Raw genomic sequence first — 22337 nt, 5'->3', positions numbered from 1 at the left:
GCCCCATGAGCCCCTCCACCCGCGCACCCCTCCTCGGCCGCGGGTCCTGGGCCGAGACCCGCCGGATCGCCGACATCCTGCGCAAGGAGACCGTCGGCGGGGCCCTGCTGCTGGCCGCTGCGGCCATCGCACTGGTCTGGGCCAACTCCCCGTGGGGCGCGGCCTACGAGACCCTGCGCGACACCCGGGTCGGACCGGCGTCCGTGCACCTCGACCTGTCGCTCGGCACGTGGGCGGCCGACGGGCTCCTGGCGATCTTCTTCTTCGTCGCCGGCCTGGAGCTCAAGCGCGAGTTCGTCGCCGGCGACCTGCGCGAGGCGCGCCGCGCCGCGCTGCCGATCGCCGCCGCCGTCGGCGGCATGGCCGTGCCGGCCCTGATCTTCGTGCTGCTCAACCTGGGGCGGGACGACGACGCGCTGCGCGGCTGGGCCATCCCGTCCGCGACCGACATCGCCTTCGCGCTCGCCGTCCTGGCCGTGATCAGCACGCACCTGCCCGCGGCGTTGCGCACCTTCCTGCTGACCCTCGCGGTCGTCGACGACCTGCTCGCCATCATGGTGATCGCGGTCTTCTACACCAGTGACCTGGCGGTGGCCCCGCTCCTGCTGGCGCTGGTCCCGCTGGCGGTCTTCGGCCTCCTCGTGCAGAAGCGGATCCGCTCCTGGTGGCTGCTGCTGCCGCTGGCCGCCGCGACGTGGGTGCTGGTGCACGAGTCGGGGGTGCACGCCACCGTCGCCGGGGTGCTGCTCGCCTTCACCGTCCCGGTGGTGCGCAGCCAGGCCGCCGGGGGGCCGGAGGCCGGGCCAGGTCTCGCCGAGCACTTCGAGCACCGGTTCCGGCCGATCTCGGCCGGCGTCGCCGTCCCGGTGTTCGCCTTCTTCTCCGCAGGCGTCGCGGTGGGCGGGCTCTCGGGGCTGACCGCGTCGGTCACCGACAGCGTCGCGGTCGGCATCGCGGTCGGGCTGGTGCTGGGCAAGGCGATCGGCATCACCGGCGCCACCTGGTTGGTCTCACGGTTCACCCGCGCCCAGCTCGACGAGGCGCTCGGCTGGCCCGACGTGCTCGGCCTGTCACTGCTCGGCGGGATCGGGTTCACCGTGTCCCTGCTCATCACGGAGCTGGCCTTCGGCCTGGGGACGGCGACCTACGACCACGCGAAGGTCGGCATCCTGACCGGCACCCTGCTGGCCGCGCTGCTGGCCACGGTCGTGCTCCGGCTGCGCAACCGCCGCTATCGCCGGATCGCCGAGGAGGAGCGCGTCGACACCGACGCCGACGGCGTGCCGGACGTGTACCAGCGGGGTTCCGCCCAGGGCTGAAAAAGCGCGTTGCCGACCTCCGGGGAGCGACGTACCGTCGAGGTACACGAGAGAGGAGGTGGTCCGTAACTTGCATGCTTATCGGACTCGTGAGGTGGCTGTCCGCTAGCCGCCGTCCAGATGGGCCGCCCGTTCAGACGACAGTCTGAACGACGGCATGATCGCCCGTCCGTCGTACGGCGGCGAGCGAGAACCGGACAGTCACCCGACCCCCGGGCCGCCGGCATTTGTCCAGCCGGCCCGCGTGCTGCTCCCCTCCTCGGAGGGCTGGGCGCCGCGGAGCAGCCCGGGGGTTGTCCGTCCTCCGGGGAGGTCCCCGCTGTCGTCCAGCCGCTCCGTCGGGACCGACGACTCCCCCGGCGCCTGGGTCGCCGCCGGCCTCCGGCGCGACCGCACCGTCGCCTCCCTGGTGCCACCGGTGTTCCAGGCCTACGCCCGGGTCCTGCACCCGGCCGTGCGCTACGCCGGGGACGACGACGTCGACGTCCGCTGGGACGAGGTCGCGGCCTGCAACGGCACCACGGCGCACCGGCTGATGCAGTGGCCGGCGATCACCGGTTCGTGGGAGTACGTCGGCGAGGACGACCAGCCCGACCTCTGGAACGACAGCCCCGCCGAGGGCCACCTGCCCGCCTCCGTGGCGGCCGCGCTGGCCGGCCTGCTCGCCTCGTGGACGACCACGCCGCAGGAGTGCTGGTTCGGCTGGTGCGACGACGCGTACGACGGCCGCCCGCACCTGCGCCTGCCCATCTGCGACCTGCTGCTGCGTCGCGGGCCGGTCACGCTGGCCGCGGCCAACTTCGCCCCCGAGCCACAGGAGCAGAGCGCGGCCGTGTGGTGGCCGGCCGACCGCGCCTGGTTCGTCGCCACCGCTCCCACCCTGATGAGCACCTACGTCGGCGGGCCGGCCGGCGCGGTCGACGCCCTCCTGGGCTCCCTGCTGGAGGCGCACCCGGCCACCCCGGACGACCCCGTGGGCCACGGGACCGACCCGGTCAACCCCATCCCGCCGCGGGACTGAAAGAGGACCCCTCTGCCCCCCACGCCTCGCAGGGTGACGTACTGGAACGGCCTCCCTCCAGGGGCCCGCGCCGAGCCTGCGAGGCGTGGGGGAAGGGTGGTCCTCGTTCAGAGGACGGCGAGCTCCGCGGCCAGGTCGTCGAGCCCCAGCGAGCCCTGCGACAGCGCGGCCATGTGCCACGCCTTGCGGTCGAAGGCCGCACCCCGCGCCCGCTCCGCCGCCGCGCGGCCGTCCAGCCAGGCGCGCTCGCCGAGCTTGTAGCTGATCGCCTGCCCGGGCAGACCGAGGTAGCGGACCAGCTCGCTGTCGAGGAAGGCCGGGGCGGCGCCGCTGTGCTCGCCGAGGAAGGCCCGGGCGAGCTCCGGCGTCCAGGGCCGGCCGCGGGAGTCGGCGAGGGTCCCGGCGGCGTCGTCCGGCACCGGCAGGCCGAGGTGCATGCCGATGTCGATGACGACCCGCACCGCCCGCAGCTGCTGGGCGTCGAGGAAGCCCAGCCGCGTACCCGGGTCGGTGAAGTACCCGAGCTCGTCCATGAGCCGCTCGGCGTAGAGCGCCCAGCCCTCGACGTTCGCGCCGACCGAGCCCAGCGACGTCTGGTACGTCGACAGCTGCCCGGACACGTAGGCCCACTGAGCCAGCTGCAGGTGGTGTCCCGGGACGCCCTCGTGGTACCAGATCGAGGTCAGGTCCCAGAGCGGGAAGCGCTCCCGCCCCAGGGTCGGCAGCCAGGTGCGGCCGGGGCGGGAGAAGTCGTGCGCCGGCCGCGAGTAGTACGGCGCGGCGGCGCTGCCCGGGGGCGCGATCATCGCCTCGACCCGGCGGACCGGCTCGGCGAGGTCGAAGTGGACGCCGTCGAGGGCCGTGATCGCGTCGTCCATCATCGCCTGCAGCCGCTCGCGGATCGCCTCGACGCCGTCGACGGCGGGACCGTGCACGTCCAGCCAGCGCATGGCCTCCATCGGCGTCCCGCCGGGCACGACCCGCTCGGCCTCGGCCCGCTGCTCGGCGAGGATCCGCCGGTGCTCGGCCCAGCCCCAGGTGTAGGCCTCCTCCAGCCCGGCACCGGCGCCCAGGTCCGAGCCGGTCCAGCGGCGGGCGGCCAGGGCGTAGCGGTCACGGCCGACGGCGTCCGGCGTCCCGTCCACCTGCGGCAGGTAGACGTCGCGGAGGAAGTCGCGCACCTCGGCGACCGCGCCGTCGGCGGCCTGCGCGGCGGAGGCCAGCTCACCGCGGAGCGCGTCCGGGCCGCTCGCGGCGAACCCGCCGAAGAACGGCCCGGCCAGCCACTCGCCGAGCTGCCCCACGACGGTCGAGACCTGGCGCGGGGCCACCAGCAGGCCGCGCCGGGCACCCTCCTCGAGCGACGCGCGGAAGCCGCGGTACGCCTCGGGCACCCGCGCCATCCGGCGGGCGATGACCGCCCAGTCGTCGGTCGAGGACGTCGGCATGAGCAGGAAGACCTGCCGGATCGAGTGCACCGGGCTGAACAGGTTGGACAGCGCGCGCAGCCCCTCGCCGGCCTCGTGCCCGTCCAGCTCCGCGCCCAGCCGCTCGCGCAGCAGTCGGGCGCAGCGCCGCTCGACCGGGTCGTCGTCCAGGGACGGGTCGGCTGCCAGCACGCGGTCCAGCTCGGCGAGGGTGTCGCGGGCCAGCTGCGCCTCGGCCTCCAGCCCGGCGGGGCTGGGGTCGGGCAGCCGGTCGTCGCCCGGGCGGGTGCCCAGCGAGGTCGCGACGATCGGGTCGAGGTCGCAGACCGCGTCGACGTACCGGTCGGCGACCTGTCGGGGGGTGACGGGGTGGGCGGACGAATCGGGCGTGCTGCTCACCGGAGTCGCTCCAGCCGGGCCGACATGGTGGGCCGCAGCGGCTCGTCGCCGGCGGCGCGGTCGATCGCGTACATCAGCGCCCCCTCGACGATGCCGTAGAGCCGCACGGCGCGGGACACCTCCGGGGCGTCGGGCGTGCGGGCGAGGACGTCGGTGCTCAGCTCCCAGCTGGTCGTCGTCCGGGCCCGGCCGACGTAGAGCTCGACCAGCCCGTCGGGGCTGGTGACCAGCAGCTCGACGTCGTCCCCGCCGCGGGGCCGCCAGAAGCCGGCCTCCCGGACCGCCGGCCCGACGACCTGGCCGTCGTCGGTGAGCCGCCAGGTGCGGGAGTCGTAGGCGAGGAAGCCGCGGCCGTCGTGGCTGAACCGGATCCACTGGCCGAAGCGGTGGTCGCCCTCGGCTCCCGCCGCCTGCCCCTCGCCGTGCCACTCGCCGAGCAGCGGCAGGACGGCGAGCAGCTCCTCGGACACCTCCGGCCCCGAGCGGACGTCGACGGTGTCGGCGACGGGCAGCTCGGTGTCGTCGGTCATCGACGCGCCTCCCGCGGACGGCGGGCGAGCCGGGCGGCGCCGTACCCGCAGCCGAGCGCCGCGACCGACGTCAGGGCGACTAGGACCCAGGCAGAGACCATGCGCTCCACCGTAGGGCTGCTCGAGGACGTGCTGGAACGGCCCCGTCCAGGGCACCGTCCTGAGCGTGCGGAGGACCGGGAGGACGGGGTCCTTCTTCAGGCGGTCGCCGGCACCGCTGTCGCCGTCGCGGCCACCACCTCGTCCCACGGCGTGGGTGCCAGCCCGAAGGTGGCGGTCGTCGCCGACGCGTCGATCACGTACTCCCGGTCGAACTGGTGCCGGACGTCGACGATCTCGCGCATCATCGGCGACACCAGCCCGATCCCGCGCAGGACCGACCACGGGATCCGGCTCACCCGGACCGGCCGCGTCGGGTGGGCCGGGGAGGACAGGGCCGCCGCCAGGTCGGCCAGCGCCTGCCGCTGCGAACGCGGGGGTGCGCTCGGCACGTGCCAGGCCCGGCCGAGCGCGCGCTCGTCGGTCCCCAGCGTCGCCAGCGTCGCCGCGACGTCGGGCAGGTACGCCCAGCTGCGGAGGACGTCGGGGTCGCCGACCACCCAGGCGCGGCGACCGCGGCGCAGCGCGGGCAGCTGCCGGACGAGGTGGGAGTGCTCGGCCGGCACCTGCGGGCCCACGAAGTCCGCGGCACGGGCCTCGGTCATCCGCACCCGGCCGGCCTCGTGCGCGGCCAGCGCCTCCCGCCACATCGCGATGCGCACCCGCCCCTTGCGGTCGGTGGCGGCCAGCGGACTCCGGGGACTCATCGGGCCGGTCGGGGCGCCGTAGACGTACAGGTTGGACATCGTGACGAGCACCGCGCCCGTCCGCTCGGCCGCGGTGAGCAGCGCCGTGGCGACCGGCGGCCAGTCGGTCGCCCAGCGGTGGTAGGCCGGGTTCACCGCGTTGTAGAGCGCCGCCGCGCCGTCTGCGGCCACGGCGAGCGCGTCCGCGTCGGTCGCGTCCACCCGACGGTGCTCGACGGTCTCGGTCGACGTCCCCCCGCTGCGTGACAGGACCCGGACCCGGTGCCCTCGGGCGACCAGCAGGTCGGCGGTCGTCGTCCCGACCGGGCCCTTGCCGACGATCACGTGCAGTGCCATGACTCCTCCTCGGAACTGGCGAGAGCACTGCTCTCGGATGAGGACGACGCTCGCATGAGGTTGCAGGTGAGTCAAGAGCAGCGCTCTCAGTTGCGTGCACTGATCGCAACAGGCAGGATCGACCGCGTGCCGTCCACCGTCCGTGACCGCGTCCGCGCCGAGGTGACCGCCGAGATCACCGCCGTCGCCCGGCGGCAGTTGGCCGAGGTGGGGGCGGCCGGGCTCTCGCTGCGGGCGGTCGCGCGCGAGGTGGGTATGGCCTCGTCGGCCGTCTACCGCTACTTCGCCAGCCGCGACGAGCTGCTGACCCGCCTGATCACCGACGGCTACGACGCCCTGGGGGCCGCCGCGGAGGCTGCCGACGACCCGAGCGCGGCACCGCGCGAGCGCTGGTTGGCGGTGTGCCGCGCCGTCCGGTCGTGGGCTCGGGCACACCCGCACGAGTACGCGCTGCTCTACGGCTCGCCCGTGCCCGGCTACGCGGCTCCGCGGGACACCGTCCCGGCAGCCGCGCGGGTGGGCGTGGTCCTGGGCCGGATCCTCGGTGACGCGGCCCGCAGCGGCACTCTGCCGGAGGCCGCCGGGGGTGACCGGGACCCGGAGCTGGTGAGCGTCGAGACAGCGGCCGTCCTTGGGGGGGAACACCCCGCGATCGACGACGCCGTCCGGGTGCGCGCGCTGCTCGCCTGGAGCTCGCTCTACGGAACCGTCAGCTTCGAGCTCTTCGGGCACCTCGCCGGCTCGGTAGCGGACACCGACCGGTACTTCGACGTCGCGATGGGTGAGCTCACCGGGCTCCTGGGGCTCTGACCTGCCCTCCACCGGAGCCACCCGGCCTCGGTGCCGCCGTTCCCACGGACGCCGCTGCCCGCCTCGGCTCCCGTCGCCGTCCGTCGGCACGTGCGCGCGGACGAGACGCCGGTCGGCGACCTCACGGTGGAGAGCCGATCCTGGTACGGCAGGCTGGTGGACCGGAGCGGTCGGGACGCGAGGGGAGGTGCCGTGGTCGTGGGGGTGCTCGGCAACGGTGGGGGCGGCACGCTCCGCTCCGACGTGGAGGCCCTGCTCTCCCGGACCCTCGCCCGGTACGAGCGCGTGCTGGCCAACGTCGCCGACGGCATCTACGGCCTGGACGCCGACGGGCGCGTCGAGTTCGTCAACCCGGCGGCGGTGCGGATGACCGGGCTCGCCGCCGAGGAGCAGCTCGGGCGTGACCAGCACGCGGTGATCCACGGGCGCCGGCCCGACGGCTCGCCGTACCCGAAGCACGAGTGCCCGGTCTGGAACGCGCTGCGGAGCGGCCGGACGGTCACCGCCGAGGACGAGGTCTTCTGGCACCGCGACGGCACCCCCGTGCCGGTCGAGCTGATCGCCGTCCCGACGGTGGAGGACGGCGCGGTGACCGGCGTGGTGGTCTCCTTCCGCGACCTGACCGACCGGCTGGCCGCCCGGCGCCAGGCGGCGGAGCTGCGGCGGGTGACCGAGCGGGCCGCCGAGCAGCGCGCGCTGTCCGACCGGCTGCAGCAGGCGCTGCTGACCCCGCCGCCGGAACCCGACCACCTGCAGGTCGCCGTGCGGTACCGCCCGGCCGCGCACGGAGCGCAGGTCGGCGGGGACTGGTACGACGCGTTCCTGCAGCCCGACGGCGCGACGATGCTGGTGATCGGGGACGTCGTCGGCCACGACAGCGACGCCGCCGCGGCGATGGGCCAGCTGCGGGGCCTGCTGCGGGCGCTGGCCTACGACAACGACGAGCCGCTGTCGGCGACGCTGTCCCGCACCGAGCACGCGGCGCGCGGGCTCGCGGTGAGCACGATGGCGACCGTCGTCCTCGCCCGCGTCGAGCGGCACCCGGACGTGCCCGTCGCGAGCACCCGCGTGCTGCGCTGGAGCAACGCCGGCCACCTCCCGCCGGTGCTGCTCGCCCCCGACGGTTCGACGACGCTGCTCGAGACCCGCCCCGAGCTGATGCTCGGCATCGACCCCGACGCCCCGCGCACCGACCACACCGCCGAGGTGGGCGACGGGCACACCCTGCTGCTCGTCACCGACGGCCTGGTCGAGCGCCGGGACGCCGACCTCGACAAGGGGCTGGCGACGATGCGGGAGGTGTTGCGCGACCTCGGCGAGACGTCGCTGGAGGAGCTGTGCGACACGCTGCTCGACCGGATGCTGCCGGTGGACGGGGCCGACGACGTCGCGATCGTCGCCGTCCGGGCCCATCCGGAGGACCGTCCGCGGCCACCCGAGGCCGGCCCCAACCGCCTCCCGCCCGGCGTGGACTGAACGCGACAGCGCCCCTCCCACGAGTGCGGGAGGGGCGCTGTCGTCGGGTCCTCAGGCGATCGCGACGGTGGTCTCGTTGAGGCCGATGTCGGCGGTGAGGACGCGCTCGCCCCTGCCGACCGGGGCCAGGGAGCGCAGCTTCCACTCACCAGGGGCGGCGAAGAAGCGGAACTCGCCCTCCGGGCTGGTGACCACCTCGGCGGTGAACTCGTCGGTCGAGTCCAGCAGCCGGACGTAGGCCCCGGCGACGGGTGCGCCGTCGTGCCAGACCTGGCCCTGGATGACCGTCTGGGTGCTCAGGTCGATACCGGCCAGGGCACCGCCCTGCTTCGGGGCGCCGCACATGCTCAGGCCCCCTTCTCGATCGGGACGCCGACGAGGGAGCCGTACTCGGTCCACGAGCCGTCGTAGTTCTTGACGTTCTGGTGACCGAGCAGCTCGCGCAGCACGAACCAGGTGTGGCTCGAGCGCTCGCCGATCCGGCAGTAGGCGATGGTGTCCTTGCCGGTGTCGAGGCCGGCCTCGGCGTAGAGCTTGGCCAGCTCCTCGTCGCTCTTGAAGGTGCCGTCCTCGTTGGCCGCCTTGCTCCACGGCACGTTGACCGCGGTCGGGATGTGGCCCGGGCGCTGCGCGCCCTCCTGCGGCAGGTGCGCCGGGGCGACCAGCTTGCCGCTGAACTCGTCGGGCGAGCGGACGTCGACCAGGTTCTTCTGGCCGATCGCGTCGACGACCTCGTCGCGGAAGGCGCGGATGTCCTTGTCCTGGTCCTTGGCCTGGTACTGGGTGGCCGGGCGGGAGACGGGCTCGGAGGACAGCGGGCGGCTGTCGAGCTCCCACTTCTTGCGGCCGCCGTCGATCAGCTTGACGTCGGAGTGGCCGTAGAGCTTGAAGTACCAGTAGGCGTAGGCGGCGAACCAGTTGTTGTTGCCGCCGTAGAGCACGACGGTGTCGTCGTTGCTGATGCCCCGCTCCGAGAGCAGCTGCTCGAACTGCTCCTTGCTCACGAAGTCGCGGCGCAGCGGGTCCTGGAGGTCGGTCTTCCAGTCCAGCTTGACCGCGCCCTCGATGTGGCCCTTGTCGTAGGCGCTGGTGTCCTCGTCGACCTCGACGAAGACGATGCCGGGGGCGCCGATGTGCTCCTGGGCCCAGTCGGCGGAGACGAGCACGTCGTTGCGGCTCATGGGGGGTGTTCCCTCCTGTGGTGGGTGTGCGGTCAGGTGGTGCGCGCGGGACGGGCCCGGCGGACGGTCAGGTACAGCTCGCAGCCCAGGCCGGAGCCCGTGGCCGCGTTGAGCAGGGCCGCCACCAGCGCGAGGCCGGTCGCGACGGCGCCGACCAGCGGCGCACCGGAGAGGTACCCGGCGGCGCCGACGACGGCCTGCAGGGCGACCAGGGCGCCGCTGCCGGTCAGCAGGGCGACGGCGAGGACGGCGCTGGTGACCCACGCGGCGGCGCGCGGACCCCGGACGTCGACCTCGCGGCCGGTCGGCGGCTGTGCTGGGGGCATGGGGGCGGGGGCTTCCGGACGGCGGTCAGGGCACGTCGGGACGAGGCTGGGCTCGCCCTAGGAGGCCGGACACAGGCAGCTGCCGACGCGGCACAGGTCCACTGTGCGGCGGCTGGTCAGCAGGATGCCCACGGCGCGAGGGTAACGGATCACAGCTCCCGCCCGTCCCGGGCACCGGCGCGGGTCACGTGCGCCTCGACCAGCGCGGTGAGGTCGTCGGGCCGCGGAGCACCGCTGCTGCGGCCGAGGAGCCGGCCCGCGCGGTCGAGGTAGAACAGCGTCGGCGTGCGCCGGACGCCCAGCTCGCGGACGGCGTCGAGGTGGCTCTCGGCGTCGACGTCCACGTGCGCCAGCCCCGGCCGGGTGGCCTGCAGCTGCTGCAGCCGGGCCCGGGTCGCCCGGCACGGCCCGCAGAACGCCGTCGAGAACTGGACCACGGTCAGCTCGGCGTCGCCCGGGCGCACGCCCAGGCCCTCGAGCACGGCGGTCGCCGTCCGCTCCCGCCCGCCGTCCGCTCCGCGCACCGCGCCGCCCCTCCTCCGCAGCCACCGGGCCCCGACCGCCGTCACCGCGAGGGCGACGGCCAGCACGCTGGCTCCGACCGGGTCCACGTCGGCAGCAACCCGCCCGGCGCACCGGCTGTTCCGGTCCCCCCGATCGGGGGACCGCGCGGGTGGTCAGCCCCGCAGGACCGTGTCGGTCGCCTCGACCCGCACCCGCACGCCGTCGTCGGCCGGTGCGACGCCGGTGACCTGCACGCCGAAGGGCAGCGGCGGTATGCGGTAGCGCAGGTCCAGGGCGTCGCTGACCTGGTCGAGGAGGTAGCCCGGGACGGCGACGCCGGCGCTGGAGGCCTGGTCGACGTCGACCACCACGGTGTCGCCGTCGAGCGAGACCGTGCCCGTGGCGGCCAGGGGCACGCTCACCCCGGCGACCTCCACGGTGCGCTGCACCCGCAGGCCGTCGCCGTCCCGCGTCACGGTCGTGCCCGGGTCGAGCTGGTCGGCGAGCAGGTCGTAGGACAGCGTCGCCGTGCCGTCGACCCGCTCCACCGGCACCTCCCGCACCGATCCGGACAGGACGTCGGACAGCGCCACCTGCACGCCCTTCAGCGAGACGTCGGCGCGGGCGCCCTCGGGCTGGCCCAGGTCGGCACCGGTCAGGGAGACCCGCACGTCCTCGTACCGCCCGCTGACCGCCTGGGTGAGGAACGGGAAGCCCTGGAACTCCAGGTCGGGTGCGCCGGCGAGCCCGGCCCGCTCGGCGACGACCCGCGCCACCTGGTCCTCGGCGATCTCCTCGCCGACCCGGTCGGCGCCGACGACCAGGCCGGCCAGGACCAGCAACACCACGAGCGCACGCACGGACCGGCTCCTCAGAGGACCTTCTGCAGCAGGACGGAGAACGCCACGGGAGCGGCCGCGGCGAGGGGCAGCACCGCCTGCAGCAGGGCCGCCGCCCACGCCCGGCGCGGGCCCGCCGCGACGACGTAGCCCGCGGCCAGCCCGATGAGCGCGGCGACCGCACCCAGCGCCAGGCCGGCGACGAGCGCCCCGAGGACCGTGGCCACGTCGTCGGCGCCGGAGCCGACCACCGCCACGACCACACCGGCCAGCACACCGAGCACCAGCGCGGGCACCCCCCGCGGCACGCCGGCCGTGATCGCCGGGCGGGGCAGCAGGAGGTCGACCAGGGAGCCCACCAGGAGCGTCGTCCCGACGACGAGCAGCGGGGTGATCGCGGTCGTCCCGTCTCCGGCGACGGGCAGGAGCAGCAGGACGGCCAGTGCGGTGACCGTGGTGATCAGCAGGAGGACGCCGGCCAGCGAGCCGACGACGTCGGACCTCGGCGCCCGGCGCAGCATCTGGTGCAGCACCGCGGCGAGCAGGCCCAGGCCCGGGACGGCGAGCAGTGCGCCGATCTCCGGCCGGTCGGGCACCACGACCAGCAGGTCCGCGCCGGCCGCAGCGGCGAGCCCGAGGGCCGGCGCGCCGGCCCGCCCGGGGATCCCGGTCGCCGGCACCCACGCCGCGACCAGCGCCACCTGCAGGACGGCGACCGCCACCAGCCGGCCCGGCTCCCCCGCGACCGCGGGCAGCCCGACCAGCAGGGCCGTCGCGACGGCGACGACGACGGCGGTGGGCAGGTGCCACGCGCGGGCAGGGAGCCCGCGTCCCGCCTCGGTCGCCGTCACGGTCCGATCGTCGCAGACACCCCGCGTCCGATCCGCTCGACGAGCGGGGATGGAAGCGGTGCGGCCGCCCGGTCGCACGCCGTCGTCCGTGTGGACGGTCACGTGTCGCGATCCGGTTCCGGACGGGGACGGGGGATCACGTCGGTTATCCTGCTGTCTCTTCGACAGCGCCGTCGTGGGCCCCCGGACGACGACCGTCGTCCCCGGCTCCCCTGAGGAGACGTCATGCGACTCGTGCTCATGACCGCCGCACGTCAGGCCACGACCGAGGTGCTGCCCGCCCTCGGCCTCCTGGGACACCACGTCCGCGTGGTGGCGCCGGAGCTGTCCAGCCTGCTCGACGGCGACTCCGGCGACGTCGTCCTCGTCGACGCCCGGCACGACCTCATCCAGGCACGCACGCTCTGCAGCCTGCTGTCCTCCACCGGCGTCGCGTCCGCGCTGGTCGCCGTGCTCTCCGAGGGCGGCCTGGTCGCGCTGTCGGCCGACTGGGGCATCGACGACGTGCTGCTCGACACCGCCGGCCCGGCCGAGGTCGACGCCCGCCTCAAGTGGGCCACCGCCCGCCGGCTGGCCGCCGCCTCCCCCGCCGACGGGCCGGACGGCGGCGTGACCCAGGCCGGCGAGCTGGTGATCGACGAGCACAGCTACTCGGCCAAGCTGCGCGGCCGCCCGCTCGACCTCACCTACAAGGAGTTCGAGCTGTTGAAGTACCTGGCCCAGCACCCGGGACGGGTCTTCTCCCGCGCGCAGCTGCTCCAGGAGATCTGGGGCTACGACTACTTCGGCGGCACCCGCACCGTCGACGTCCACGTGCGCCGGCTGCGGGCCAAGCTCGGCACCGAGCACGAGGCGCTGATCGGCACCGTGCGCAACGTCGGCTACAAGCTCGACCAGCACGTCGCCGACGCCACCGCGGCCGCCGCGCGCGCCCAGGCCGAGGCCCGGGCGCAGAACGACACCGAGCTGGTCTGAGGCCCCCCTGTCCACTGCTCCCCTCGTCCGGGACGTCGACCGGCTCGACCCGGCCGACGTCGACGCGGTCCTCGCGCTGGTGCGCGCGGCGACCGTGGCCGACGGCGTCCGCCCGCTGTCGGAGGAGGCCGAGCTCCGGCTGCAGCACGGCGGCCCGGCCGGCGGTCGGGACGTGCTCGCCTGCGCCGCCGACGGCACGCTGACCGGCTACGCGCGGTTCGAGGGCGGGGACGGCACCGGGGACGCCGAGGCCGAGCTGGTCGTCGCCCCCGGCGCCCGCCGGCAGGGGGTCGGCCGCACGCTCCTGACCCGCCTCGAGGAGCTGGCCGGTGACCGCCCGCTGCGGGTCTGGGCCCACGGCGACCTGCCCGGGTCGGCCGAGCTGGCGCAGCCTCGCGGGTACGAGCGGGCCCGGGTGCTGCTGCAGATGCGCCGCGACCTGGCCGGCGTCGACCCCGAGCCCCGGCTGCGCCTGCCCGAGGGCGTCCAGGTGCGCACCTTCCGGCCCGGCCGCGACGAGCAGGCCTGGCTGCGCACCAACGCCCGCGCCTTCGCCTCCCACCCCGAGCAGGGCAACTGGACGGCCGAGGACCTGCGGCTGCGCGAGGCCGAGCCGTGGTTCGACCCGGCCGGCTTCTTCCTCGCCTGGGACGGCGACCGGCTGCTCGGGTCGCACTGGACGAAGGTGCACCCGCCGGGCGACGAGGGGCCGGAGGCGGTCGGCGAGGTCTACGTGCTCGGCATCGACCCCGACGCGCAGGGCCTGGGCCTGGGGCGTGCGCTCACCGACGTGGGACTGGCCCACCTGCGGGGACTCGGGCTGCGCCAGGTGCTGCTCTACGTCGAGGAGGACAACACCGCGGCGGTGACGCTGTACGAGCACAGCGGGTTCACCCGGCACGCGGTCGACGTCTCCTGGCGCCGGCGCCCGCTGAGGTAGGGGATCCCGGCCCTCCTGCAGGGGCCCGCCGCGAGCTTGCGAGCGGTGGGGGGCAAGAGGGTCCTTCTCCAGTCGGCGCGCCCGCGTTCACCCGATGGACGTGAGCTGGTCCACACCCCGTGACGCAGGGCTCGGCGACCGTTCACCTGTCGTTCATCGGCGCACGGGAAGGCGTCCACCTCGGCTCCCTAGCGTCGGTCCTCGTTGGTTCCGCGCTGCCCGGCAGAAGGCCCGGGCACACGTCGAAGGGCCCCTTCCTTGAAGCTCAGCACCACGTCGCGCGCCGTCGTCCTCTCGACCGCGCTCGCCGGCACCCTCGCGCTCACCGCCTGCGGCGCGGCGAACGAGGAGAGCGCAGGTGGCGGCGGCAGCACCAGCAGCCCGGGCGGCGCCACGGAGCTGAGCGGCGCGCTCGACGGCGCCGGCGCCAGCAGCCAGCAGGCCGCCATGCAGGGGTGGACCGCCGGCTACTCCGGCGTGCAGCCGGGCGTGACCGTGAACTACGACCCGGTGGGCTCCGGCGGTGGTCGCGAGCAGTTCGTCTCCGGTGGCGTGGACTTCGCCGGCTCCGACGCCGCGCTCGACGAGGAGGAGCTGACCGCTGCGGCCGAGCGCTGCGGTGGCGGCGAGGTCTTCGAGCTGCCGAACTACATCTCGCCGATCGCCGTCGTCTACAACCTCGAGGGCGTCGACGAGCTCAACCTCTCCCCCGAGGTGATCGCCGGCATCTTCAACCAGCAGATCACCACCTGGAACGACCCGGCGATCGCCGCCGACAACCCGGGTGTGACGCTGCCCGACCTGCCGATCACCCCGGTGAACCGGTCCGACGAGTCGGGCACCACCGAGAACTTCACCGAGTACCTGGCCGCTGCTGCCGGTGAGGCGTGGCCGCACGAGCCGGACGGCAACTGGCCGGTCGCCGGCGGCGAGGCCGCCCAGGGCACCTCCGGCGTCATCAGCGCCGTCAGCGGCGGCAACGGCACCATCGGCTACGCCGACGAGAGCCAGGCCGGCGACCTCGGCGTGGCCAACATCGGGGTCGGCGAGGAGTTCGTCGCCCCCACCCCGGAGGCGGCCGCGGCGGTCGTCGAGAACTCCGAGCAGGTCCAGGGCCGGGGTCAGTACGACTTCGCCATCGAGCTGGCCCGCGACACCACCGAGTCGGGCAGCTACCCGATCGTGCTGGTCAGCTACCACATCGGCTGTGTCCAGTACGACGACCCGGAGACCGCCGGACTGGTGGCCGACTTCATGGGGTATGTGATCAGCGAGGAGGGCCAGCAGTCCGCGGCCGAGGCCGCGGGTTCCGCGCCGATCTCCGACGCGCTGCGCCAGCAGGCCCAGACGGCCGTGGACGCCATCACGGCCGGCTGAGCGACGATGTCCGGCAACGGCCCGGGGCGCCCGACGGCGCCCCGGGCCGTTGGCAGGCCCGGCCCCGGCCGGGTGCCCGCACCACCCTCCGCCGGGTCTCCAGGCACCGGCCCACACACCACGGAGCAGCGGTGAGCAGCACCAGGACCACACCCCCGTCCCCCGCCGGGACCGGACGGTCGGTCCGCCGTCCCGGTGATCGGGTCTTCGCCGGTACCGCCAAGGGCGCCGGCATCCTGATCCTCGTCATCCTCGCGGGGGTCGCCGCGTTCCTCGTCGTCGAGGCGGTGCCCGCGCTGACCGCCCCGGCCGAGGACATCCCCGGTGACGGCGGCCTGGCCTCCTACGTCGCCCCTCTGGTCTTCGGCACCCTGCTCGCGGCGGTCATCGCACTGCTCGTGGCGGCGCCGCTGGCGGTGGCCATCGCGTTGTTCATCGGCTACTACGCCCCGCGGCGGATGGCCCAGGGCCTGGGCTACCTGGTCGACCTGCTCGCCGCGATCCCGAGCATCGTCTACGGCTTCTGGGGCATCTTCTGGCTCGCGCCGAAGCTGGTGCCCCTCTACGAGTGGCTCGAACGTCGCCTCGGCTTCATCCCGCTGTTCGCCGGTCCCGCCTCGACCACCGGGCGCACCATGCTGACCGCCGGCCTGGTCCTCGCCGTGATGATCCTGCCGATCGTCAGCGCGATCTCCCGCGAGGTGTTCCTGCAGGTCCCGAGCCTGCACCGCGAGGCGGCGCTGGCCCTGGGCGCCACCCGCTGGGAGATGATCCGGATGGCGGTCCTCCCCTACGGCCGCTCCGGCGTCATCGGCGGCGCCATGCTGGGCCTGGGCCGGGCACTCGGCGAGACGATGGCCGTGGCGATCGTGCTGTCGGTCTCCGGCGGCATCACCTTCAACCTGATCAGCAGCGGCAACCCGTCGACCATCGCGGCGAACATCGCGCTGGAGTTCCCCGAGTCCTCGGGCATCGACATCAACACGCTCATCGCCAGCGGCCTGGCGCTGTTCGTCATCACCCTCGCGGTCAACATGCTGGCCCGCGCGATCGTCAACCGGCGCGCCGACTTCTCCGGAGCGAACTGATGAGCCAGACCTCGACCGCGCCGGCGCCCACGGGGAGCAGCGCCTCCGGGTCACGCCGCGGCGAGCGCGCCCGGCGGCTGCCGACCTGGGCGCCCTGGGCGGCCTTCCTGGGGGCCGCCGCGGTCGTGGGCGCGCTCTGGCCGGTGTTCGACCTCAACATCGCGCTGTTCGTGCTCTACACCGTCGTCCTCGGGACCCTGGCGGTGTACCTGCTGACCCGGACCGTGGAGGGCCCCCGGCGGGCCACCGACCGGCTGGTGACCTGCCTGGTGGTCAGCGCCTTCGGGCTGGCGATGGTGCCCCTGGTCTCCCTGGTCTGGGAGGTCGTCAGCCGCGGCGCCGCACGGCTGGACGGCGAGTTCTTCAACTCCTCGCTCGTCGGCATCGTCGGCGAGGGCGGCGGCGCCTACCACGCGATCATGGGCACGCTGATCATCACGGCGCTGACCACGCTGATCTCCGTGCCGATCGGCCTGATGACGGCGATCTTCCTCGTCGAGTACGCCCGCGGGCGGCTGAAGCGGGCGATCACCTTCCTGGTCGACGTCATGACCGGCATCCCGTCGATCGTGGCCGGCCTGTTCGCCTACGCGCTGTTCGCGATCTTCCTCGGCCCGGGCATCCGGCTCGGCGTCATGGGCGCGATCGCGCTGTCGGTGCTGATGATCCCGGTCGTCGTCCGCTCGGCGGAGGAGGTGCTCAAGCTGGTGCCCAACGAGCTGCGTGAGGCCTCCTACGCGCTGGGTGTGCCGAAGTGGCGCACCATCGTCAAGGTGGTCATCCCGACGTCGATCGCGGGCCTGGGCACCGGCGTCACCCTGGCGATCGCCCGCGTCGTCGGCGAGACCGCTCCGCTGCTGATCACCCTGGGCATCACCAACGCCACGAACCTCAACGCGTTCGACGGCCGCATGGCGACCCTGCCGGTCTACGCCTACTACCAGCTCACCCAGCCGGGCGTCCCGCCGCAGTTCGCCACCGATCGGGCCTGGACGGCGGCCCTCGTCCTGATCATCCTGGTGATGGGTCTCAACGTCGTCGCCCGGCTCATCAGTCGCTTCTTCGCTCCCAAGACCGGTCGCTGACCGGAAACCCTGGAGGACCTCCTGTGGCCAAGCGCATCGACGTCTCCGACCTCAACATCTACTACGGCAACTTCCTGGCGGTCGAGAACGTCAACGTCTCCATCGAGCCGCGCAGCATCACCGCGCTCATCGGGCCGTCGGGCTGCGGGAAGTCGACGTTCCTGCGCTCGATCAACCGGATGCACGAAGTCATCCCGGGCGGGCGCGTCGAGGGCAAGGTCGTCATGGACGGGCAGGACCTCTACGGCGCGGACGTCGACCCGGTGGACGTCCGGCGGCAGATCGGCATGGTCTTCCAGCGGCCCAACCCGTTCCCGACCATGTCGATCTACGAGAACGTCGCCGCGGGCATCCGACTGAACAACAAGAGGATGAAGAAGTCCGACCTCGACGACCTGGTGGAGCGCTCGCTCCGCGGGGCCAACCTGTGGAACGAGGTGAAGGACCGCCTCAACCGCCCGGGCGCCGGGCTCTCCGGTGGTCAGCAGCAGCGGCTGTGCATCGCCCGTGCGATCGCCGTCGAGCCCGACGTCCTGCTCATGGACGAGCCGGCCTCCGCGCTGGACCCGATCTCCACGCTGGCGATCGAGGACCTGATGGCCGACCTCAAGGAGCGCTTCACCATCGTCATCGTCACCCACAACATGCAGCAGGCGGCGCGGGTGAGCGAGCAGACCGGCTTCTTCAACCTCAACGGGGTCGGCCAGCCGGGCCGGCTGATCGAGTTCAACCCGACCGAGAAGATCTTCAGCAACCCGGATCAGAAGGCGACCGAGGACTACATCTCCGGCCGCTTCGGCTGAGAAAGGACCCCCTCGCCCCCCGCCGCTCGCGAGCTCGCGACGGGACCCTGCGAGCGGGCCACGGGCCGGCTGAGCTTCACCCGTCGTTCCTCGGGAGACCCTCCGGGCCCCCGCTCCTCACGACACCGCGGCCACGTGCCGTCCCCGACTCGTCCGCTCAGCAGCTGGTGGCGGCGACCGGCTCGGCGGACGGCGTGGCAGGAGCCGCGGGGGCCGGCGTCTCCGGGGCCGCCACCGGCGCCGGGGGGATCACGACCGGCACGACGCTGGAGTAGCCCGGGCCGATGACCAGCTGCACGGCCCCCCCGGTCGCGTCGCTGGGCTGCAGCACCGCACCGGGGACGGCGGCGGCGACGGTGCGGGCCTGGTCCTCGGCGCCGGCACCGAAGCGGACGACGGTCTCGTTGACCACGCCGAGCTCGTTGCCGACCTGGCCGACGCCGAAGCCCTGGGCCCGCAGCTGGTCGGCCACGGTGGCGGCCAGCCCGCTGGTGGCGGTGCCGTTGAGGACGTCGAGGGTGATCCCCGCGGGCGCGGCGGTCAGCGGCTGCTCGGCGGGTGTGGTGACGGGCTGCTCGGCCGCCGCGGGGGCGGGCGCAGCGGCCACGGCGGCCGGGTCGGCGGGCTCGGGGGCGACCAGCTCCGCCGGGAGCCGGCCCTCCTCGATGACCTGGTCGAACAGGGAGCGGGTGGCGGTGGCGTCGAGCACGACGTGGGCCTGCTCGCTGCTGGCCGGCACGTGCCCCACCTGGGCCACCGGCAGGCCGATCCGCTGCACCGCATCGCCGGAGAGGTCGCCGAGCGTGCCGGCGAGGGTGCGCAGGTCGCCGAGGGTGGTCGTCCCGTCGACGGTGAGGGCGTCGGAGGCACGGGTCAGGAACCGGGTGAGGGTGGCCGGGTTGCCGAGGGTCCCCGCCGACATCGCCGTCCGCAGGGTGGAGGTGAGCACCAGCTGCGCGCGCTCGGCCACCGCCTCGCCGGTGACGTCGGCACCGGCGTCCCCCGGGGCGAGGTAGCCGGTGGCGCGGTCCCCGGACATGGTGCTGGCGCCGGGCGGGAGCGGCTCGGCCGAGGCGGTGACCGCCGACGTCGCCGCGGGCAGGCAGACGGCCACGCCGCCGAGGGCGTCGACCATGCCGGGGAGCCGGGCCAGGTCCACGCCGAGGTAGTGGTCGACGCGCAGCCCGGAGAGCTGCTGCACCACGCGGACCGTGCACGACGGGCCGCCCTGCAGCAGCGAGTCGGCGAAGGACTCGGTGACCGCCTCGCGCACCTGGCCGTCGGCGCGGACGCAGGCGGGGGTGTCGACCAGCGCGGTCGGCGGGATGCTGACCAGGACGGCCCGCTCCTCGTCCGCGGTGACGTGCGCCAGCAGGGTGGCGACCGAAGCCGGCCCCTCCGCGCCGGGCAGGCCCGTGCCGACGACCAGGTAGGTGGCCGCGCCCTCCTGCAGCCGGGGGGCGAGCACCTCGGCGCCGTCGGGGGTCAGCGCGTCGACGCGCTCGATGCTCTGGTCGACGTAGAAGTACAGCCCCAGGTGGTAGGCGAGGACGACGCCCAGGAGTGCCGCCAGGCCGACGGCGGCGCGGACGAGCCGGCGGCGGCCGGGGCTGCGGGCGGCCCTGCGGGCGGCCCGGCGCTCGCGCGGTGAGGGGGGCGCGAGCCGGGTGGCGCCGGACAGTGCGGCGTCCCGGCCCGGGATCGGCGGCAGCGGCGCGATCGGCCGGGACGGGCGGTGGCCCGTCCCCTCGTCGAGCGGCGGGAAGAGCGGCACTGACGGGCGGGCCGACGGCGGCACCGGCGGCAGCCCGCCGCGCGACGGTTCGGCCGGGGTCTGCGGCTGCGCGGTCGGTGCCGGCGGCGGGGGGACGGCGGCCGGCGTGCCGGCGACCGCGGGCGCGCGCCCGGCCGGCCCGCCCGGGACCGGGGGTAGGCCGCGCTGCGGGGCCGGGGTGTCGTCGGCCGCCCGGGGGACGTCGCCGGAACGCCGTCCGGAGGGCAACCGGGCCGCCGGCGGGGCGGCGGGGGCCGGTGGCGCGGTGGGGGCCGATGGGTCCGCGGGCACCGGGGGCTGGCCGCGACGGCGCTCCGGGGTCTGCTCGCCGGTGGCCAGGGGCAGCGGGATCTCGCCGGTGCGGGCGGCCCGGCGGCGGCCGACCTCGCCGCCCTGGCGGGCGATCAGCTGCTCGACGGTGATCGGCTCACGGCCCGGCGTCCCGCCGCCCGGGGCCGGGGACGGCGCGGCCGGGCGACGCGGGCCACGGAGACGCCCGGACGACCGGACCTCCCCCGCGTCGTCGCGCGTGCGCTCGTTCCCCACCCGTACCGACACCCCATCGTCGAACCACCGCCCTGACGGGCACCGTCGTCCCCCGCCTACGCGCGGAGGTACCGCTGCGCAGTCGGACGGTCACCCACGATACGGGCGCAGAGGTCTCCTCCCGGGTCGGACGCGCGGGGATCGGCGGGCAGGACCCTGCGCGCCGTCGTAGCGTCCCCGAGGTGAAGCTGCCGTTCGTGCCGGGCCCGTCCGACGTGATCTCCGCTGTGGAGGGACTCCGCGAGGGCGTTACCGAGGCGCTGGCGCTGGTCCCGCGGCTGGTGACGGTCGTCGGGCGCGTGGAGTCGCTGCTCGACCGGGCCACCACCGTCGTCGATCGGATCGAGGGTGTCGTGGACCGGGCCGATGCGGCGATCACCGCGGTGGAGGGCACGCGCCGCGGGGCGGACGACGCGATCGCCGCCGTCGAGAGGACGCGGATCAGGGCCGACGAGGCCATCGCGGGCGTCGGAGCGACGCGGGAGAAGGCGGACGAGGCCATCACCGCCGTCGGGAGGACGAACAGCAAGGCCGACGAAGCCATCACCGCCGTGGGCAACACCATCGCCCGCTCCGACGAAGCCATCACCGCCGTGGGCAACACCATCGCCCGCTCCGACGAAGCCATCACCGCCGTGGGCAACACCATCGCCCGCTCCGACGAAGCCATCACCGCCGTCGGCAACACCATCGCCCGCTCCGACGAAGCCATCACCGCCGTGGGCAACACCATCGCCCGCTCCGACGAAGCCATCACCGCCGTGGGCAACACCATCGCCCGCTCCGACGAAGCCATCACCGCCGTGGGCAACACCATCGCCCGCTCCGACGAAGCCATCACCGCCGTCGGCAACACCATCGCCCGCTCCGACGAAGCCATCACCGCCGTGGGCAACACCATCGCCCGCTCCGACGAAGCCATCACCGCCGTCGGCAACACCATCGCCCGCTCCGACGAAGCCATCACCGCCGTGGGCAACACCATCGCCCGCTCCGACGAAGCCATCACCGCCGTCGGCAGCACCATCGCCCGCTCCGACGAGGCCATCACCGCCGTCGGTAGCACGATCTCCGCCGCGGACGGCGCGGTGACCCGGGCCGACGGGCTGCTGGGCCGGGTCGACCCGATGGTCGACGTCTTCGAGGAGCCGCTGGTCGCCCTAGCGCCGGCAGTGCGCCGCCTGGCGGCGAGCATCGACCCGGACGAGGTGGAGGCGGTGGTCGCCTTCATCGACCGGCTGCCCCAGCTGATGACGCACCTCGACGAGGACATCCTGCCGGTGATCGGGTCCATGGGGTCGGTCGGCGAGGACGTGCACGACCTGCTCGACACCATGCAGGACCTGCGACACGTGGTGAAGGGCTTCCCCGGCTCCCGGCTGTTCCGTCGGCGGGGCGCCGAGGAGATCGCGGGGGACGAGGAGCGGGAGGCCGCCGAGGGAGGGTGACGGCCGGGAACCGGTGCACCCGGCTCCCGGCCGCCACACGTCAGGTCTCGGTCGGGTAGCCCAGCGCGCGGACGACGTCCCCGATCCGCTCGTAGGTCTCCCCCTCGGGCAGCCGTCGCAGCTCGTCGACGACCGCGTCCGGGGCCCGGTGGTCCAGGGCCGCCTCGACGAGCGTCGGTCCGTCGCTCGGGAAGTCGGCCCGGTCGAGCCAGCGGGCCAGCTCGGCGCGGGCGACGACCGCGTCCTCGGTCATGCCCTTCGGGACGCCGCCGACCAGCGTGCCCGCTGGGCTGCTGTCGATGTCGGGGTCGCCCTCCGCCTGGGGCTCCACCTCGCGCCACTCCTCGGCGCGGGTGGACCGCTCGGCCTTGAGCATGCCCTGGATCTCGTGCTCGAGCTCCTCGTCAACCCGTGGGCTGTGCTTGGTGCTGCGGGCCGACGTCCCGGCGAACTGATCTCCGGTCTCGCTCACGATC

The 22337-nt window shown here is 74.6% G+C and carries 22 protein-coding genes; 11 read left to right on the top strand and 11 right to left on the bottom strand.

Annotated features, from left to right (window positions below; genetic code table 11):
• Positions 1–5 precede the first annotated feature (5 nt).
• Both nhaA and ACWIX7_RS15545 read left to right on the top strand, forming a co-directional pair.
• Entirely contained in the window at positions 6–1319 is a 1314-nt protein-coding gene (nhaA, locus tag ACWIX7_RS15550; RefSeq protein ID WP_448617353.1) for a Na+/H+ antiporter NhaA, read from the top strand.
• Between the two features lie 409 nt (positions 1320–1728).
• Positions 1729–2340 carry a hypothetical protein gene (locus ACWIX7_RS15545; protein ID WP_448617352.1) on the top strand — a complete coding sequence of 204 codons (612 nt, stop codon included), beginning with the start codon at positions 1729–1731 and terminating at the stop codon, positions 2338–2340.
• Between the two features lie 107 nt (positions 2341–2447).
• Here ACWIX7_RS15545 and ACWIX7_RS15540 read toward each other — a convergent pair whose 3' ends face one another.
• The 3 genes from ACWIX7_RS15540 to ACWIX7_RS15530 all read right to left on the bottom strand — a co-directional run bounded on the left by ACWIX7_RS15540 (position 2448) and on the right by ACWIX7_RS15530 (position 5838).
• A complete protein-coding gene (locus ACWIX7_RS15540; RefSeq protein WP_448617351.1) occupies positions 2448–4166 on the bottom strand; it encodes a DUF885 domain-containing protein in 1719 nt (572 codons plus the stop codon).
• Positions 4163–4696, bottom strand: coding sequence for an FABP family protein (locus tag ACWIX7_RS15535; protein WP_448617350.1), 534 nt, complete (start codon positions 4694–4696; stop codon positions 4163–4165). The genes ACWIX7_RS15540 and ACWIX7_RS15535 overlap by 4 nt, the downstream gene beginning before the upstream one ends.
• A 197-nt stretch (positions 4697–4893) precedes the next feature.
• Positions 4894–5838, bottom strand: coding sequence for an NAD-dependent epimerase/dehydratase family protein (locus tag ACWIX7_RS15530; protein WP_448617349.1), 945 nt, complete (start codon positions 5836–5838; stop codon positions 4894–4896).
• A gap of 126 nt (positions 5839–5964) precedes the next feature.
• On the opposite strand from ACWIX7_RS15530, the gene ACWIX7_RS15525 reads away from it, so the two are divergent.
• Both ACWIX7_RS15525 and ACWIX7_RS15520 read left to right on the top strand, forming a co-directional pair.
• The gene (locus ACWIX7_RS15525) at positions 5965–6648 is read left to right on the top strand and encodes a TetR/AcrR family transcriptional regulator (protein WP_448617348.1); all 684 of its coding nucleotides are present in this window, start codon (positions 5965–5967) and stop codon (positions 6646–6648) included.
• Between the two features lie 192 nt (positions 6649–6840).
• Entirely contained in the window at positions 6841–8124 is a 1284-nt protein-coding gene (locus tag ACWIX7_RS15520) for a PP2C family protein-serine/threonine phosphatase (protein WP_448617347.1), read from the top strand.
• A gap of 51 nt (positions 8125–8175) precedes the next feature.
• Here ACWIX7_RS15520 and ACWIX7_RS15515 read toward each other — a convergent pair whose 3' ends face one another.
• The 6 genes from ACWIX7_RS15515 to ACWIX7_RS15490 all read right to left on the bottom strand — a co-directional run bounded on the left by ACWIX7_RS15515 (position 8176) and on the right by ACWIX7_RS15490 (position 11825).
• Positions 8176–8469, bottom strand: a complete 294-nt coding sequence (locus ACWIX7_RS15515; RefSeq protein WP_448617346.1) for a DUF1416 domain-containing protein — start codon at positions 8467–8469, stop codon at positions 8176–8178.
• A gap of 2 nt (positions 8470–8471) precedes the next feature.
• Positions 8472–9305: a sulfurtransferase gene (locus tag ACWIX7_RS15510; protein ID WP_448617345.1), complete on the bottom strand. Its 834-nt coding sequence runs from the start codon at positions 9303–9305 to the stop codon at positions 8472–8474.
• A 32-nt stretch (positions 9306–9337) separates the two neighbouring features.
• A complete protein-coding gene (locus ACWIX7_RS15505; RefSeq protein WP_448617344.1) occupies positions 9338–9631 on the bottom strand; it encodes a DUF4395 family protein in 294 nt (97 codons plus the stop codon).
• Positions 9632–9780: 149 nt separating this feature from the next.
• The gene (locus tag ACWIX7_RS15500; protein ID WP_448617343.1) at positions 9781–10242 is read right to left on the bottom strand and encodes a thioredoxin family protein; all 462 of its coding nucleotides are present in this window, start codon (positions 10240–10242) and stop codon (positions 9781–9783) included.
• A 66-nt stretch (positions 10243–10308) separates the two neighbouring features.
• Positions 10309–10995 (bottom strand): LmeA family phospholipid-binding protein, encoded by a 687-nt coding sequence (locus ACWIX7_RS15495; protein ID WP_448617342.1) that lies wholly within the window; start codon positions 10993–10995, stop codon positions 10309–10311.
• A gap of 11 nt (positions 10996–11006) precedes the next feature.
• Positions 11007–11825 carry a hypothetical protein gene (locus ACWIX7_RS15490; protein WP_448617341.1) on the bottom strand — a complete coding sequence of 273 codons (819 nt, stop codon included), beginning with the start codon at positions 11823–11825 and terminating at the stop codon, positions 11007–11009.
• Positions 11826–12050: 225 nt separating this feature from the next.
• Between ACWIX7_RS15490 and ACWIX7_RS15485 the strand changes: the two genes are divergently transcribed.
• From ACWIX7_RS15485 to pstB, 6 genes are all read left to right on the top strand, one after another.
• The gene (locus tag ACWIX7_RS15485) at positions 12051–12800 is read left to right on the top strand and encodes a winged helix-turn-helix transcriptional regulator (protein WP_448617340.1); all 750 of its coding nucleotides are present in this window, start codon (positions 12051–12053) and stop codon (positions 12798–12800) included.
• Between the two features lie 7 nt (positions 12801–12807).
• Positions 12808–13740, top strand: coding sequence for a mycothiol synthase (gene mshD, locus ACWIX7_RS15480; protein WP_448622158.1), 933 nt, complete (start codon positions 12808–12810; stop codon positions 13738–13740).
• Between the two features lie 258 nt (positions 13741–13998).
• Positions 13999–15117, top strand: coding sequence for a phosphate ABC transporter substrate-binding protein PstS (gene pstS / locus ACWIX7_RS15475; protein ID WP_448617339.1), 1119 nt, complete (start codon positions 13999–14001; stop codon positions 15115–15117).
• A gap of 131 nt (positions 15118–15248) precedes the next feature.
• Positions 15249–16205 (top strand): phosphate ABC transporter permease subunit PstC, encoded by a 957-nt coding sequence (gene pstC, locus ACWIX7_RS15470; protein WP_448617338.1) that lies wholly within the window; start codon positions 15249–15251, stop codon positions 16203–16205.
• Complete coding sequence (gene pstA / locus ACWIX7_RS15465; RefSeq protein ID WP_448617337.1) at positions 16205–17290, top strand: phosphate ABC transporter permease PstA; 1086 nt, start codon at positions 16205–16207, stop codon at positions 17288–17290. The genes pstC and pstA overlap by 1 nt, the downstream gene beginning before the upstream one ends.
• A gap of 23 nt (positions 17291–17313) precedes the next feature.
• Positions 17314–18093 carry a phosphate ABC transporter ATP-binding protein PstB gene (gene pstB, locus ACWIX7_RS15460; RefSeq protein WP_448617336.1) on the top strand — a complete coding sequence of 260 codons (780 nt, stop codon included), beginning with the start codon at positions 17314–17316 and terminating at the stop codon, positions 18091–18093.
• A 157-nt stretch (positions 18094–18250) separates the two neighbouring features.
• On the opposite strand, the gene ACWIX7_RS15455 is transcribed toward pstB, so the two are convergent.
• A complete protein-coding gene (locus tag ACWIX7_RS15455) occupies positions 18251–20413 on the bottom strand; it encodes an LCP family glycopolymer transferase (protein ID WP_448617335.1) in 2163 nt (720 codons plus the stop codon).
• A gap of 182 nt (positions 20414–20595) precedes the next feature.
• Here ACWIX7_RS15455 and ACWIX7_RS15450 point away from each other — a divergent pair, with 182 nt between their 5' ends.
• Positions 20596–21861, top strand: a complete 1266-nt coding sequence (locus tag ACWIX7_RS15450; RefSeq protein WP_448617334.1) for a hypothetical protein — start codon at positions 20596–20598, stop codon at positions 21859–21861.
• Positions 21862–21901: 40 nt separating this feature from the next.
• Here ACWIX7_RS15450 and ACWIX7_RS15445 read toward each other — a convergent pair whose 3' ends face one another.
• The gene (locus ACWIX7_RS15445; protein ID WP_448617333.1) at positions 21902–22333 is read right to left on the bottom strand and encodes a DUF2795 domain-containing protein; all 432 of its coding nucleotides are present in this window, start codon (positions 22331–22333) and stop codon (positions 21902–21904) included.
• Positions 22334–22337 lie beyond the last annotated feature (4 nt).

Source organism: Geodermatophilus sp. URMC 65, assembly GCF_053502545.1.
The sequence above is the reverse complement of the archived record's forward strand: the minus strand, read 5'-3'. Positions and strand labels throughout refer to the sequence as shown.